Source organism: Tamaricihabitans halophyticus (assembly GCF_004340875.1).
Lineage (GTDB): Bacteria > Actinomycetota > Actinomycetes > Mycobacteriales > Pseudonocardiaceae > Tamaricihabitans > Tamaricihabitans halophyticus.
On sequence record NZ_SLXQ01000007.1, the window covers coordinates 245,073 to 260,140 of the forward strand.

General features: G+C 65.4%; 12 protein-coding genes. 4 read left to right on the forward strand and 8 right to left on the reverse strand.

The features are described 5' to 3' along the window. Positions 1-67: 67 nt before the first annotated feature. Positions 68-850 (reverse strand): SCO1664 family protein, encoded by a 783-nt coding sequence (locus tag EV191_RS17720; RefSeq protein ID WP_132878235.1) that lies wholly within the window; start codon positions 848-850, stop codon positions 68-70. Positions 851-867: 17 nt separating this feature from the next. Then, positions 868-1,455: a DUF3090 domain-containing protein gene (locus EV191_RS17725; RefSeq protein WP_132878194.1), complete on the reverse strand. Its 588-nt coding sequence runs from the start codon at positions 1,453-1,455 to the stop codon at positions 868-870. Between the two features lie 140 nt (positions 1,456-1,595). Between EV191_RS17725 and EV191_RS17730 the strand changes: the two genes are divergently transcribed. Continuing rightward, entirely contained in the window at positions 1,596-3,545 is a 1,950-nt protein-coding gene (locus EV191_RS17730; RefSeq protein ID WP_132878195.1) for an alpha/beta hydrolase family protein, read from the forward strand. Next, entirely contained in the window at positions 3,542-4,471 is a 930-nt protein-coding gene (locus EV191_RS17735; RefSeq protein WP_132878196.1) for a S66 peptidase family protein, read from the forward strand. Before EV191_RS17730 ends, EV191_RS17735 begins: the two co-directional genes overlap by 4 nt. Here the strand turns inward: EV191_RS17735 and EV191_RS17740 are convergent. Further along, positions 4,440-5,936 carry an MFS transporter gene (locus tag EV191_RS17740; RefSeq protein ID WP_132878197.1) on the reverse strand — a complete coding sequence of 499 codons (1,497 nt, stop codon included), beginning with the start codon at positions 5,934-5,936 and terminating at the stop codon, positions 4,440-4,442. The two genes, EV191_RS17735 and EV191_RS17740, sit on opposite strands and share 32 nt — an antisense overlap. 203 nt (positions 5,937-6,139) lie before the next feature. Then, entirely contained in the window at positions 6,140-7,306 is a 1,167-nt protein-coding gene (locus tag EV191_RS17745) for a Glu/Leu/Phe/Val family dehydrogenase (RefSeq protein ID WP_132878236.1), read from the reverse strand. Between the two features lie 297 nt (positions 7,307-7,603). On the opposite strand from EV191_RS17745, the gene EV191_RS17750 reads away from it, so the two are divergent. Both EV191_RS17750 and EV191_RS17755 read left to right on the forward strand, forming a co-directional pair. Next, the gene (locus EV191_RS17750; RefSeq protein ID WP_132878198.1) at positions 7,604-8,563 is read left to right on the forward strand and encodes a LysR family transcriptional regulator; all 960 of its coding nucleotides are present in this window, start codon (positions 7,604-7,606) and stop codon (positions 8,561-8,563) included. Positions 8,564-8,701: 138 nt separating this feature from the next. Beyond that, on the forward strand, positions 8,702-9,340 hold the full coding sequence (locus EV191_RS17755; protein WP_132878199.1) for a LysE family translocator: 639 nt from the start codon (positions 8,702-8,704) through the stop codon (positions 9,338-9,340). 876 nt (positions 9,341-10,216) lie between these two features. Here EV191_RS17755 and EV191_RS17760 read toward each other — a convergent pair. The 4 genes from EV191_RS17760 to EV191_RS17775 all read right to left on the reverse strand — a co-directional run bounded on the left by EV191_RS17760 (position 10,217) and on the right by EV191_RS17775 (position 15,060). Continuing rightward, on the reverse strand, positions 10,217-10,693 hold the full coding sequence (locus tag EV191_RS17760; RefSeq protein ID WP_132878200.1) for a GNAT family N-acetyltransferase: 477 nt from the start codon (positions 10,691-10,693) through the stop codon (positions 10,217-10,219). Between the two features lie 22 nt (positions 10,694-10,715). Then, a complete protein-coding gene (gene mptB / locus EV191_RS17765; protein ID WP_132878201.1) occupies positions 10,716-12,338 on the reverse strand; it encodes a polyprenol phosphomannose-dependent alpha 1,6 mannosyltransferase MptB in 1,623 nt (540 codons plus the stop codon). A gap of 107 nt (positions 12,339-12,445) precedes the next feature. After that, positions 12,446-14,137 carry an ATP-binding cassette domain-containing protein gene (locus EV191_RS17770; protein WP_132878202.1) on the reverse strand — a complete coding sequence of 564 codons (1,692 nt, stop codon included), beginning with the start codon at positions 14,135-14,137 and terminating at the stop codon, positions 12,446-12,448. 5 nt (positions 14,138-14,142) lie between these two features. Continuing rightward, on the reverse strand, positions 14,143-15,060 hold the full coding sequence (locus EV191_RS17775; protein WP_132878203.1) for an ABC transporter permease: 918 nt from the start codon (positions 15,058-15,060) through the stop codon (positions 14,143-14,145). Positions 15,061-15,068 lie beyond the last annotated feature (8 nt).

Below are 15,068 nucleotides of genomic sequence, written 5' to 3' on the forward strand. Positions count from 1 at the left end.
CCATGGCTAGAGCAGCCGAGCTGCCCATGTCTCCAGCGGACGGCCGATCCGGGCTATCCCCGCACCGTCAGAACGGCGGCCAGGGGATAGCCCGCCACTGTTCGCCCGGACTGGGAAACACTTGGTTCGCCAGCAGCGCATCGGTTCGCTCCGTGATGGCGTGCACCTCGGCGGCGGTGAGATGTTCCGCCAGCTGCTCACTCAACTGACCGTCAAGTTCCGATCGCAGTTTTCGCAGCATCTCCACGGCGTCCTCCGGAAGCGGTTCACCGGACCAGCCCCAGAGCACCGTGCGTAGTTTCGGCTCACTGTGCAGACAGATCCCGTGGTCCACGCCATAAACATGCCCGGACTGGTCGGTGAGCACGTGCCCACCTTTACGGTCCGCGTTGTTCGCCACCGCGTCGAACACCGCGAGTTGCCGTACACCGGCGTGATCCGCGTGTGCCAGGACGGCCGGCTCGCCGTGCCGATCATGCGCGTGCAGCACCACTCGCCACCCGTCCGGGACCTCGTCCGGACGCATGATGTCCACCAGCTCGACCGACTCACCTTCCGGCGCGGCATCGATCCACAGCTGCACCATGCCCTCGCCGAATGGGCCGGATCGCAATACCGTCGGTGGTACCAGATCGGCGCCGGTAGCCGAGGACAACAGGTACGTCGCGACTTCACGACCGGCCAATGTGCCGTCCGGGAAGTCCCACAATGGGCGTTCTCCGCGCACCGGCTTGTAGACGCAGTGGGCCGTGACCTCATCCAGCGTGATCGTGCCGAACAGCGTGGCGTTGGACGCGTCCACCAGCCTGCCCTCGACGTCGATCCGGCCATGTGTCACCAGCTCAACCATGCCCGGGTCCGACACGGTCAACTCTCCGGGTCGGCTGTCGAGTCGTCGGCCGTGCGCCGGTAGCCGTTCTGCCGCGGGCAGATATGCCCTTGTGGGTCGAGTGGATCACCGCAGAGTGGGCATGGTTTACGGCCCGCGCCAACCACCCGATCGGCCCGTGCCGCGAACGCCCTGGCCTCGGCGGGTGTCAGGAAAACGCGCACCGCGTCGGGGCCCTCTTCGGTGTCGTCCAGCACAACGGCTTCGTCGACTTCGCCTTCGGTTATCGCGAGGAGTTCGATGACGACCGCCCGCGTCTCGGCATCCCAGCCAAGTCCCATCGTGCCTACCCGGAACTCTTCCTCGACGGGTACCTGGAGCGGTTCGAGGTCGAGGCTCGCCGCTTCCTCGGCGTCCGGTACGTCGGCGCCGAACCGTCGCGAGACCTCTTCGAGCAGCGAGCTTATCCGCTCCGCAAGCACGACGACCTGCTGTTTCTCCAGCGTGACGCTGACCGTCCGGGCTTGTTCGGAGGCCTGCAAATAGAAGGTGCGCTCGCCTGGCTCGCCGACCGTGCCTGCGATGAAGCGGTCGGGCTGGCGGAAGACATGGATTACCCGAGACATGACATCAACGACCCTAGGACACCGCGCCTGTGCCGGCACCAGCTCCCCCACTAATCATTCGCTATACCGTGCAGCGCACCGCCGACACCCGCGGAAACTGATGATGTTCGCACCGCCATCGATCGTTAGAGTTACCGCTCGTGACGAAGACCGCTCCTTACGGCACCTGGCCCTCACCATTGACCGCTGCTCAGGTCGCCGCCGCTGACGGCGCGCCCACCTGGCCGGACGTTGTCGGCGAGGAAGTGTGGTGGACCGAGCCGCGCCCTGAGCAGGGCGGACGGATCACCCTGCTGCGAGCCGTACCTGGCGAACCCGCTCGCGAGGTGCTGGCTGAGCCGTGGAACGTCCGCAACCGGGTCCACGAGTATGGCGGGCGGCCATGGACGGTGTTGCATACCGAGCATGGGCGACGGCTGGCGTTTACGAACTGGGACGACCAGCGGATCTACCTCTGTGATCCGGACGATCCCGCCGAACCAGTCGCACTGAGTCCGGAACCCGAGCGGCATCACGGGGTGCGCTACGCCGATCTGCGGCCTGGCCCCGGGGGCGAGCTCTGGTGTGTCCGGGAGCGCGTCACGGGGTCCGCGCGTACCGACGTGGTGCGCGACCTGGTCGCGCTACCGGTAGCAGGTCCCGAGCGGGTGCTCACGTCCGCGCAGCACTTCATGACGAGTCCGCAGCCGAGTCCGGACGGCAGGCACGCGGCATGGTTCGGCTGGGACCACCCCCGGATGCCGTGGGATGGCACCGAGTTGTGCCTCGCCGAGATTCAGCCGGATGGCACGTTCGGTCCGCATCGGGTGCTGGCCGGCGGCACCGAGGTGTCGGTTTGCCAGCTGGCCTGGGAATCCGCGGAGAGCCTGCTCGCCGTACTCGATCCGGATGGGTGGTGGAATCTCTATCGGATCGACTTGACTGGCACCGTCGACAACCTGGCGCCGGGCGCCCATGAGCTTGGCGATGCGCTGTGGAAGCTTGGCTCCCGCTGGTTCGCCCCACTCGGCGGCGGAAAGCATGCCGTCCTGCGATCCGGTCGACTCGCCGTACTCGACGAAGGCACGCGGACGGTGAGCGATGTGCCGGGCACTGGAGGTCTGCCGGTGTGGACCGCGAGCATTGTCGCCGATCGTGGTGCGATCGTCGGCGTCGCCGGCGGTCCCGACCGCGAGACGGCCGTGGTGCGGCTCGATCTGGACAGCGCCACGACAACCGAAATCACTTCGGCCGCCCCGAGTGTGCCGGTCGACCATCTACCGACACCGGTGGCCCGAACTTTCACGGCGGCGGATGGTTCGCGGATCCCCGCCTACTACTATCCGCCGACCAACCCGGCTTGCGCCGCACCCGACGGGACGGCTCCGCCATTGTTGGTGCACGTACACGGTGGCCCGACGAACCGCTGCAGCCCGGCGCTTGATCTGGAGTTCACCTACTTCACCAGCCGCGGTTTCGCCGTCGTCGCGGTGAACTATGGCGGCTCCACTGGCTACGGACGCGCTTACCGGGAACGCCTGCGGGAACAGTGGGGGCTCGTGGACGTCGCGGATTGCGCGGCCGTCGCGGAAGCACTGGCGGCCGAAGGCCTCGCCGACCCGAAACAGCTCGCCATCCGTGGCGGTAGTGCCGGTGGCTGGACCGCCGCGGCGGCACTCACCTCGGTGCGCACATTCCGGTGCGGCACCGTCCAGTACCCGATTCTGGATCTCACCGCATGGACCAGCGATGGTGGCGAGACGCACGACTTCGAATCCCGTTACCTGGACAGTATCGTTGGTGCCCTACCTGAACACGCCGAACGGTATCGGGAACGATCGCCGATCAACCGGATCGACCAGCTCGCCGGCCCCGTGTTACTACTGCAGGGATTGGAGGACGAGATCTGCCCGCCGGAACAGGCAACACGGTTCATCGAGGCCTTGGCCGGACGCGGCATCCCGCATGCCTACCTGACCTTTGCGGGCGAGCAGCATGGTTTCCGCCGCGCCGAAACGATCATCGAAGCATTACAAGCCGAGTTGTCCTTCTACGGTCAGGTGTTCGGCTTCGAGGTGGCCGGTGTACCAGCACTGCGGATGAGCGAATGAACCCCGACCGTATACCGGCACGACTGCGCCATGGCGACCGCGTCGAGCTCATCGCCCCGGCTGGTCCGGTCCCGGGAGATTTGCTCGAGGCAGGTATCGACGTCCTCGAATCCTGGGGGCTCCGGGTCACGCTTGGTAAGCATGTGCAGGCGCGGCACGCCGAGCTGAGCTACCTCGCGGGCGAGGATCAGGATCGGGCGGCCGATCTGCAGCGGGCCTGGTGCGATCCGGATATCGCGGCGGTGATCTGCGCCCGCGGCGGCTACGGCTGCCTGCGCATCATGGAATATCTGGACTGGCCGAGTATGGCGGCCGCCCCGCCGAAAGTGTTCTGCGGTTCGAGTGACGTGACCATGCTGCATGAGGGCTTCCGGCGGTATCTCGAGCAGCCAACGGTGTTTTCGCCGATGCCCGCGACCGCGAACTTCGTTGGCGACGGGTGGGCCCAGCATCACCTCCGCCGAATGCTCTTCGAACCGAGCACCGCGCGGGTGTTGACGGGGCCGGAGGCGAGTTGCCTGGTGCCTGGTCGCGCCCGTGGCCGGCTGGTTGGCGGTAACGCCAGCCTGCTGGCCACCGCGCTGGGCACGCCCGACGCGGTGTTACCGGAGCCGGGTTCGATCGTATTGCTGGAAGATGTCACCGAGGATGTGTACCGACTGGATCGCATCGTCACGCAGTTGCTGCGTGCCGGTTGGTTCGATGCGGTGGCCGGTGTCGCGCTCGGTTCCTGGACGGACTGTGGTGAGCTCGGCGCGGTGCGAGCGCTGATGCGCGATCGGCTTGGTTCGCTGGGTGTCCCCATCGTGTGGGAACTCGGCTTCGGTCATCTCCCAGACCAGCTCACCGTCCCCCTCGGTGTGCTGGCCGAGCTGGACGCCGACGAGGCAACGCTTACCGTGCTGGAACCGGCGCTGCGGGACTGAGCCGACTCTGTTGGCTCCCCGTACCCGCGAAGCCGGCAATCACCGCGGCGAGTAGGGCGGCCAGGCCGCCGATCACGAACAGCACCACGAACGCGGTCGTGGCGGGCACGGCGGTACCGGCGACCGTCATGGTGATCCCGGCGAACAAGGTGCCTGCCGTCGCGCTGCCTAGCGAGGTACCAATGCTCCGCGCGAGCGTGTTGATCCCGGTTGCCGCCGCGGCTTCGGTTTCCGGGGTGGTCTTCAGCACGAGGGCCGGCATCGCCCCGTACGCCACGGCGACTCCGCCGGAAACCACTGCGGCCGACAGCGCAACACCCCACAGTTCGGCACGCAGTAGCAGCCACACCAGGTAACCCGCTCCGATGATCGCGGCACCTAACATCAGGGTCAGCCGCGGACCGCGTACCGTGATCAGCCGCCCGGCCAGCGGAGCGATCAGCACCATCAATAGCCCGCCGGGCAGCATGCACAGGCCGGCGACCAGCAGTGACACCCCGAAGCCGTGGCCGGTTGCCGGTTCGGCTTGGAGGAAGGCCGGCACGCCGATGAAGTTGCTCATCATCGCGAATCCGATGAGCACCGAGGCGAGATTGGTCAGCAGGATCGGGCGTTTCACGACCGCGTACAGGTTCACCAGCGGGTTCCGATGCCGGAGCTCGTAACGCACGAACAGCACGCTCAGCCCGATGGCCGCGAGGAAGCAGCCGAGCGTCGCTGGGTTCGCCCAGCCCCAGGTGCTGCCATACGACAACGGTACGAGTAGCGCCCCAAGCAGGCCGCCGAGCAGCACCATTCCCACAAGGTCGACGCGACCGGGGGTTCGGGTGGTGGATTCGGGAACCGCCAGTATCACTGCTGTCACCGCGACGCAGCCCATTCCGGCGCATACCCAGAACAGCGCATGGTAATCCGCGTACTGCACGACCATGCCGGCGAATGGCAGGCCAAGCGCGCCCCCGATGCCCAGCGTCGCGGACATCAGGGCGATCCCCTGGCCGACCCGTTCCGGCGTGACTACCGCGCTGATCATGCTGATGCCGAGCGGGATGGCGGCGAACGCGGCCCCCTGGACGGCCCGACCGATCAAGAACACCAACCAGTGGCTGGTCAGTGCGCACAGCACGGAACCAGCGATCAGCAGGCCAAGCGAGATCACCAGCAGGCGGCGTTTGCCGAACATGTCGCCGAGCCTGCTCAGCACTGGAGTCGCGATCGCGGTGCTCACCAGCGCGATCGTGACCAACCAGGAAGCCAAGCTCGGCGATATGCCAAGTAGCTCGGGAAACCGCGGCAGAAGCGGGACGACCAGGGTCTGCATCAGCGAAGCGGCCAGCCCGCCGAAACAGATGACGAGTACTGTTCCCCAGCCTGCCTTACGTGGCGGGCTGCCCGCCGGCTCGTTGATCTCCCTGGACTGTTCGGTCTGCGGGGCGCAGGACATGGTCTCCTCGACAACAGGCACCAGCTACCTCGGCACCCGGAACGCTGACGGCAAGAAAGTTGCTCAGTACAACATACTAAATCCGCGCGGCAGCTTGTCCACCACTTCCGTGGTCCTCGTCAGCCCCGCCGGGGAACGCACCGATGCCTGGACACATGAACGCGCCCCGAGTCACCGGAGTTAACTTCCGGGCTCGAGGCGCGCTCGGGTGGTACTTACTGCCGCTAGAGCGCCGCTGTCTGCTGCTGCCCGACGATCTCGGTCGCGTGCAGCTGCTTGCGGGCATGAGCGAGCTTCATCGCGGTTGCCCTCGGCGCGATGCGGTCGTTGTCCCATGCGTCGATCAGCTCGGCGACCTTGCTCCGCATTTCGCTGTGCAGTAGAGCGAACGAGTCCTGCGGGTCCACACCGACCTTTCCGGTGAGCAACCACCATGCCCAGGCGGCCGCACCCGCGTTCGCGACGAAGTCCGGAAGTACCGGTACGCCCCGGTTCGCGAGCTCGACCTCGGCTTCCGGCGTGGTCGCCATGTTCGCGGCTTCGACCACGAGCTTCGCGGCAACCGCGCCAACATTGTGCTGGGTCACGGCGTAGGACACGGCGGCCGGCACGAGGATGTCCACCGGTACGAACAGCACGGCCTCGCGCGGCAGCTGCTGGACCGAGTCCGGCACCTTACTGCGGTCGATCTCGCCGTAGACGTTCCTGTTCTCCAGTAGCGCCGGGATGTCCAGCCCCTGCGGATCGGTCAGGGTGCCGGCCGCGTCCGCGATGGCGACCACTCGCATACCCGCCTCGTGCAGGTACCAGGCCGCCGCGCCGCCCATGGTGCCAACGCCTTGTACGGCCACGGTGGTCCGATCGGGCGTGTTACCCCACTTCTCGGCCACGCCGAGGCAGCTCTGGGCGACGCCGTAGCCGCCGATGACCTCACCGAGCAGCTGACCGCCGGGCACCGATGCGGCGAGCCCTTGCTGTACCCGCTGCAGGGTCTCGGCGGGATTCGCCGAGTTAGCGATCGCGGCGTGGTACGACTGGTCCATACCAAGGTCGGCAAAGGCCTCGTCGATGATTTCCTGTGGCATGCCGAGGTCCTCAGCGGTCACCCAGTGGGTGTCCAACCACGGGCGCATCGCGGCGAGGAACCGTCGCAGCACGCCTGGAGCCTCGGGATCCTTCGGGTCACAGTCGATCCCACCTTTGGCCCCGCCTGCTGGCAGGTCGAAAACAGTCGTCTTCAACGACATCCCGTAGGCCAAACCCTCTACTTCGGACAGGGTGCAGCCGGCACGCATCCGGGTACCACCCGTCGCGTGGCCATCGACGATGTTGTGCACGACGAGGAAGCCATTCTTGCCAGTGACCGGATCAGTCCACGTCACCCGCAGCATCGGCTGGTCACCGCTGAACTCCACTTCCAACCTCCTAAAACCGGTGCTTTCCGGAAATTGTCGTGCGCTACCCAAGGCTCGAATTCCGAAACCAGGGCACGTTCAAATACCGACGTGAACTCAAACTGGCTAATGTGGCCGCTGAGTTCGACGCCGGGGTTGTCTTTGTCGTTTGGTCGGACCGAGGGTGGTCCGTTCGTTGTTGATCCGCTCCATCGCGTACTTACCTCAGTCTGCGGTTGGTCCACGCGATACGTCTAGTTAAGGACTTCGAACGTTCGGTTTTACGATCACTACATGAACTTGGCGATCCATCGACTGCGCATGCTGCAGGCCCTTGCCCGTTACGGCACCATCACCGGGGCCGCCGCGGCGCTGCACTACACGGCCTCCGGTGTCTCTCAGCAGCTCGCGCTGTTGGAGAAGGAGGTTGGTGCTCCCCTGTTCGAGCGCGTCGGTCGGCGGATCAGGTTCACTGAGCTCGGCCGGATCCTTGGCAAACACGCCGAGGACATCCTGGCGGCGGAGGAGCGTGCCAAGGCCGCCCTGGAACAGGCGCGCGGAGCGCTCACGGCGCAACTCAGGATCGGCGTGTTCGCCACAGCCGCAGTTGGGCTACTTCCGCGGATCCTGGACGATCTGGCGCTTACCTACCCGGCGATTGAGGTCACCACGACGGAGACGGATCCCGAGGAAGCACCGGTAGCGGTACGCAATGGCGAGCTGGATCTGGGATTCACGATCGATTACATGGATGCCCCGATGCCTTGGGATGCTGGGCAGTTCCGGACCGTGGTTGCGGTGGAGCGGTTTCATATGGCCGCGCCCCGCGCTGACTTTCCGGTCGGCGAGGCGGTGCGGTTGGCCGACCTGGCCAACCTGCAATGGGTCATTGCCGGCCCGAAGAGCCGGTTCGGACGCGCCGTTCGAGCCGCCTGCCACCGAGAGGGGTTCGAGCCACGTGTCGCGCATCAGATCGAGGAGCAGGCCACCGCCATGGCGATGGTCGGCTCTCGTCTTGGCATCACGCTCGTCTCCGACCTAGCCGTACCCCTGCGGCCGGATGGCGTCGATATCATCGCGTTGAGCGAGAATCTCAGCCGAAAGGTGGTCTTGATCTCGCGTGCTACGGCACCGCACCGGCCGGCACTTGAGGCGTTTATCGAGTCGGCGCGGACCGCTTCGGCACAGTTGGGATTGGCGGTACACGGTCCGGAATCGGCGGCGGCGCCCAGCGATAGCCACTTTGGCCCGTAGACATTTATCATCCGCTGTCCAGAATGCACCCGATTCAGGCATTGGGATCTCGCGATACCCGAATCGGGCGGCGGTACGGCACCGCGGGCGGAACACAATTCAGTAGGCATCGGCGCGCGCCAGGAATAGCCTGACTGAATGACCTCAACCGCCCAATTAACGGCATTCACGATCACTGCCGTCGTCGTCATCGCGGTGCCAGGTCCCAGCGTGCTGTTCACGATCAGCCGGGCGTTGACCGTAGGCCGCAGGGACGCGCTGCTGACGGTGGTCGGCAACGCAGCAGGTGTCTACTTGCAAGTTATCGCGGTCGCGTTCGGCCTCGGCACCATCGTTGAGCGATCCATCGTGGCGTTCACCGTGGTCAAACTGGTTGGCGCGGCGTACCTGGTCTATCTGGGTGTCCAGGCCATCCGGCATCGTCACGCGATGGCGGCGGTAGCCGAGCCGGTCGCCAACCGGCAGCGCACTACTCGGGTACTTCGCGACGGATTGTTCGTCGGCGTCGCGAACCCGAAGGCCATCGTGTTCTTCGCCGCGGCGCTGCCCCAGTTCGTCAACCACTCCGCCGGGTTTGTGCCAGTGCAGATGCTCCTACTCGGCGCGATCTTCGCGGGTATCGCACTGGTGCTGGACAGCATCTGGGCTACTTTCGCCTCGACCGTTCGTGGTTGGTTCGCGGGTTCCCCGCGCCGCCTCGCGGTGCTCGGGGGCAGTGGCGGCGTCGCAATGATCGGGCTGGGCGCGGGGTTGGCGATCAACGGGAGACCAAACTGACCGGCATGGCGGTTACGCAGAGTGCTGAACTCTCGAGTGACTTGAGAGCATATCAGAATGCGCAAAACTTAGATTAAATGCGTTCGACTTATTCTGCGCTGAAACCACATGCGCCGAGACGGCGCGGCCGAGTCGAACCAGTTTTGGTTAATTATCTTTGCCGGAAATTCGTTACGTGGACCCGGCGGCGCGGGAGTTCGCTCGATCCGCCGAGCCGGTGTGGACCGATACGGTTGGGAGGTCGCATCGATCCACACCGGACATTCGTCAACAGTGAGCTATCTCCTGCTTATAGCCCATAGTCCGACGAAGGGCTCAGACGAGCCACCCGAGCGTCTGCAGCAGACCGGCGAGCACGTTGGTGATGATGTCGCCGCCCTGCGGCAGGATCGTCGAAACGAACTGCATTGGAAAAATGCTCCTTCATTGAATATATCGGCAGTAAAACTTGCTTTCGAAAGCAAGTGAGACTTTTTCACCGTCGCCGGGCGATGTCAAAACGTCAAACCGGGCACCTTGAACCATTCGTCGAATCCTGCCGAACCGATCTAGCCTATACATGTAACTCTTTCGGGTTTTACACCGGGTAGCTGCATCTTGCATATACCACTCAGGGTAGCTAGCGCCGCGATCCGAGTCCTGGGCTTTCTGATCTTGATCGGACGATCGGGGTAGGGTCGAGCATTTCGGCGATCCATCAGTCGTGACACAACGTGAGATCTTCGATCTCACCTGGTCGAGTTAACGGGTGTCACTGACGTCTGGTGGACCGGCCATACCTACTGCGGGGTAGGCCAGTTGGGTGAGACTTTCGCCGGACGAATGCGGTCCGGTCGACCGGCGCCAGACCGGTTTGATCCCTGTGCGTCGGGACCGTCAGGGACGACGTGTCGATGCCCGCCGACGGCGCATCAGGCGCTCTCCGCTGTCCTCGGGTGATGGGCCGACGTCGACGAACCCGTTTCGCCGGTAAAGGCGGATCGCTGGTTCGTTGCCTGTCTTGACCGACAGAATGACGTCCCGCTCCCCCGCCCAGTCGACAACGGCCCGCACGGCAGTGTCGCCGATACCCTTACCGCGCCCGGCCGGCGCGACCCACATGGACGTCAGTTCGACGACGTCATCGACCCGCACCAAGCCGCTCACCATGCCCACGGGCGCACCGTCCAACCGGAGGACGATATTCAGTGGAACCTGGGAGAGGCGGGCACGCCATCGTTCCTCGGTGTCCCCCGCGCCGCTCCATTCGCCGTATGTCGAGCCGAAAGCCGAGGGTGCTTCACGAAGGGCCGCGTGGCGCAACTGGCGCCACAGCCGCCAATCGTCCGGGTCGAGCAGCTGCGTTTCGATCACACGCGCGGCCTCAGCGGTGCGGTCACTCCTTGTCGGGCAGCACCAGGCGTGGATGACTGGTCTTGGGGCCCTCTTGTGGTTCGGTCGTCGGGTCCTTGCGGCGGAACAGGCCAAGTGGATCGGGCGTGAGCAGCGATCGGCCAGCAAGCCATGCCAGGAACGCGGTGACCGCCATGAACGGCCAGTTGTACATCTGCTCTTCGCCGGTCGGGTCGTAGGCGACGACGAGGAACACCGACAGTCCAACAACGATCGCCAGGTACCTGTGCTGCCACGCCATCGCGGCGAACAGGGTGAATCCCCAGGTCAAGTACCACGGAAGCGTCGGTGGCATCAAGATCGCGGCGGTGAGCAGGATCAGCGCGGTGCGGCGCACCGCGTCCAGGCCGCCGTGCCGCGCGAGCCACCACTGCCGTACGTAAACGACCGCCAGCACGCCCATGGCTATTGCCCTGGTGATGGCCACCATGCCGGTCGAGTGATCGAAGAACGGCACCCCGGCGATGATGAACGGCCAGCCGATGATCTTGTGGAGCAGTTCGCCGATCCCGGTCGGGATATTCATCCAGTTGGCGATGATCTGTGGCGCTTCGAGTCCTTCGAGCCAGCCGATATTGAAGCGCCCAAAGGTAATGAAGGTGACTGCCGTGAACACGACGGCGAAGATGGCGGTGGCGCTGAAACCCGCCCGCAGGAATCGCTTGATCGCCGAGTCGTACGGCAGGTGCTTGGCCCAGATCCACACCATGAAGGGCAGGGCGAGTCCCGCGGTTGCCTTCACGGTCATCGCGAGGGTCACGAACACGATGCCGAGCAGGTGTTTTCGCTCCAGCATCATCAAGATCCCGGCTAACAGGAACCCGATCATCAGGATGTCGTTATGTGGCCCACCGACCAGATGCACCACGGTGAGCGGGCTGGCGATCGCCAACCACATGGTGACCGGCAGCCGGCCGCCCAGATGCCGACACAATCCAGGAAGCGCCCATAGGACCAACCCGAGGCCAGTCATGATGGATAGCCGCATCAGGATGACGCCGAGGATCATGTTGCTGCCGGCGATCGCCACGATGCCCTGCGCGAGCAGTAGGAAACCCGGGCCATAGGGCGCGGGCGTGGTCTGCCACACCGGATGCACGTTCTGCACGATGATCGGCATATCCAGGATGATCGGCCCGATGCCGTACGGGTCCTGGCCTTGCAGCGTCTGCATCCCCTGCGCGATATACGAAAACACATCGCGGGTGAACAGCGGCGGTGAGATGAGCAGCGGCGCCATCCAGCACGCCGCCGCCACCAGCACGGGCTTGGTGCCGACCCGTTTGGCAAGTACGTGGCGGCCCAGCCGAACCCACGCCCACACGGTCAGCGCGAAGCCGACGTACAACAGCACGGTCACCATTCCGCGACCGTGTCCGTACCGCACCCAGGACAACGGACCATGACCGAGTACGGGATCCCTGATCAGTACGCCGCCAGCGCCGGTGGCCGAAGCGGCAAGCAAGATCGCGCCGATCGTGCCGAGCAGGACGGTACGCCACGGAAACGGGCCAGCAGCCGGGTCAGCTTGGTCATCTGCGGCTGAGCCGGCGTCGCGGCCTTCGGGTCGATCCACGTTCGGCGCCTGGTCAGTGGTGGTTGCCATGGGAGTGTTGAGGTTACACAGTCGTCGATCATTGCCATCCAGCGACAGTCGGTTTTGCCCCGAAAGTGCTGGACTGGCCTACCGTGCCAGTGCCGGTCGGCCCGTGCTCAGTGTGCACACTCCCCATTCGGCCCCGACCGGTAGGTCCCCCCTGGCACCGCGGCGAGCAGTGATCTGGTGTATTCGTGCTGTGGATTGAGTAGCACTTCCTCGACGGTGCCCACCTCGACCAGCTCGCCCTGATACATCACCGCGACGCGGTCCGCGATGTTCCACGCCAGGCCGAGGTCGTGTGTGATGACCAGCGCGGAAAGTCCCAGCTCGATGCGCAGCCGCAACAGCAGCGCAAGGATCTCGCCGCGCACCGAGGCATCCAGCGAAGCCACCGGTTCATCGGCCACCACGACCGTGGGGTCGAGCGCCAGAGCGCCGGCGATCACCACGCGCTGCTTCTGACCGCCGGAGAGCTCGTGCGGCAGCGCGGACATGAACCGTTCGGCTGGTCGCAGCTCCGCGGCTTCGAGCGCCCGTGCCACCCGGCCGGGTTCGTCGTCGGTCAGCCCGTGAATCCGCAGTCCTTCCGCGACGGCTTCGTATGCGCTGTGCCGCGGGTTGAGCGCACTCGCCGGGTCCTGCAGGATCAGCTGCACCTGCCTGCGGTATCCCCGCAGCCCGCGAGCGGACGAGGGAATCTCGGTATCCCGGAAGTAGACCCGTCCACTGTCTGGCTGCTGTAAACCGAGCAGCGTCCTGGCGAGGGTCGTCTTGCCAGAACCGGACTGGCCAACCAGGGCGACGATCTCGTTCTCGGCCACCGCGAGATCGACGTCACGTACTGCTCGCACCGTCGCGCCGCCGCGGTCCCGAAAGTCGACCCGAAGGTTCTCGGTGCGCAGGACCGGCTCGCCAACGCAACGGTCCGGTTCGGGTTCCGGAAGCGGGGTCGAGGTTGCCGGTTTGAACCGGGCGGCGGGATCACCGATGGTGGGAAACGCCGCCGCGAGCGCCTGACTGTGCTCGTGCTCGGGTTGTTCGAGCAACCGCGCGGATGGTCCGAACTCGACCATCTCGCCGCGATACATCACCGCGATATTGGCGCAGGTAGCGGCAAGTACGGACAGATCGTGGCTGATCATGATCAGCCCGATTCCTCGTTCGGCGACCAGCCGAGACATCAGGGCGAGCACCTGTGCCTGCACGATCACGTCCAGCGCCGTGGTTGGTTCATCGGCGATCACCAGGCGTGGCTCACAGGCGAGGGCCATCGCGATCATCACGCGCTGCTTCTGACCACCGGAAAGCTCGTGCGGATATGCCTCGGCCTTACTTGCCGGCAGTTCGACCTGGTCAATGAGCTCGAGTACGCGACGGCGCAGTTCGGTCTGGTCAACCTGCGAGCCGTGGTGGAGCTGGATGGGCTCAGCGATCTGGTCATAGATCTTGCGCACCGGATTGAGCGCGTGCATGGCGCCCTGGAAGACCACCGAGGCACTTGCCCAGCGCACCGTGCGCAGCCGTCCCCAACGCATGGTGTTGACGTCCTCGCCGTCCAGCAATACCTCACCGCTGATCGTCGCGGTCCGGGGCAACAGCCGGAGCACGGACATCGCCAGCGTCGATTTGCCGCAGCCCGATTCGCCAGCGAGGCCAAGCGTCTCGCCAGCACCCAGACGGAGGTTCACACCTCGCACCGCGGGCAGTTCCTCGCGGGCAGCCAGATACCGCACGCTCAGGTCGCGCAGTTCGAGTAAGACAGGTGAACTGCTCGCCTCGGTGGGTTCGTCCTGCCGCTCGGCCACTTCGGTCACCCCTGCCCTCGCAATCTCGGGTTGAGCACGGTCTCCAGTGCCCTACCGCAGAGCGTGAAGCACAACACCACGATCACAATGCCGATGCCGGGCGGCAGCAGATACCACCATGCTCCCTGCGTGGCCGCGCCGCTGCTGAACGCCGCTTGCAGGATGCCGCCCCAGGACGGCCGGGAAGGATCGCCAACGCCCAGGAAGGACAATGTGGACTCGGCGATGATCGAGTTCGCGACCACCAGGGTGGTGTTGGCGAACACCAGTGGCAGCACGGCAGGCAGCACATGTTTGCCGATCAGGTGCGCATGACCGGCGCCGAGTGCCCTGGAGCGCTCGATATACGGGCGTGCCTCGATCGTGAGGGTCTGTGCGCGCACCAATCGCGCGGTCGTTGGCCAGGAAGCCACCCCGATCGCGAGCACGATCGTGCCGAGCCCGCGGGGCAGCACCGCGGCGAGCGCGATAGCCAGCACGAGCGTGGGCAGCACCAGGAAGAAGTCGGTCAGCCGCATCAGAATCGTGGAGGGCCATCCCCCGAAATGTGCCGCGAGAATCCCCACCGCGGTACCGATGAAGACTGAAAGCAGGGCCGCGGAAAACCCGATCAGCAGCGAGACCCTGGCGCCCCACCAGATCAACAGCAGTACCGATACGCCATTGCGATCGGTACCGAGCCAGGCATCCGCGCTGGGCGGGTCCCTTGGTGGCAGCTCGGTCGTGGTGACATTCAGGTCCGCCTCGTTGGTCAGCACTGGCGCGAGTACCGCGAGCAGCACGATGATCGCCAGCACGATGAGCCCGATCAGACCGCCCCGGTCGGTGGCGAACTCGCGCCACACGCGTCCCGCGGCCTGCCGTCGCCGAGCCCAGGCGATTGACCGGGCGCTTTCCGCGGGCTTGGTCTCCCCCGCCGTCATCGGGCCAC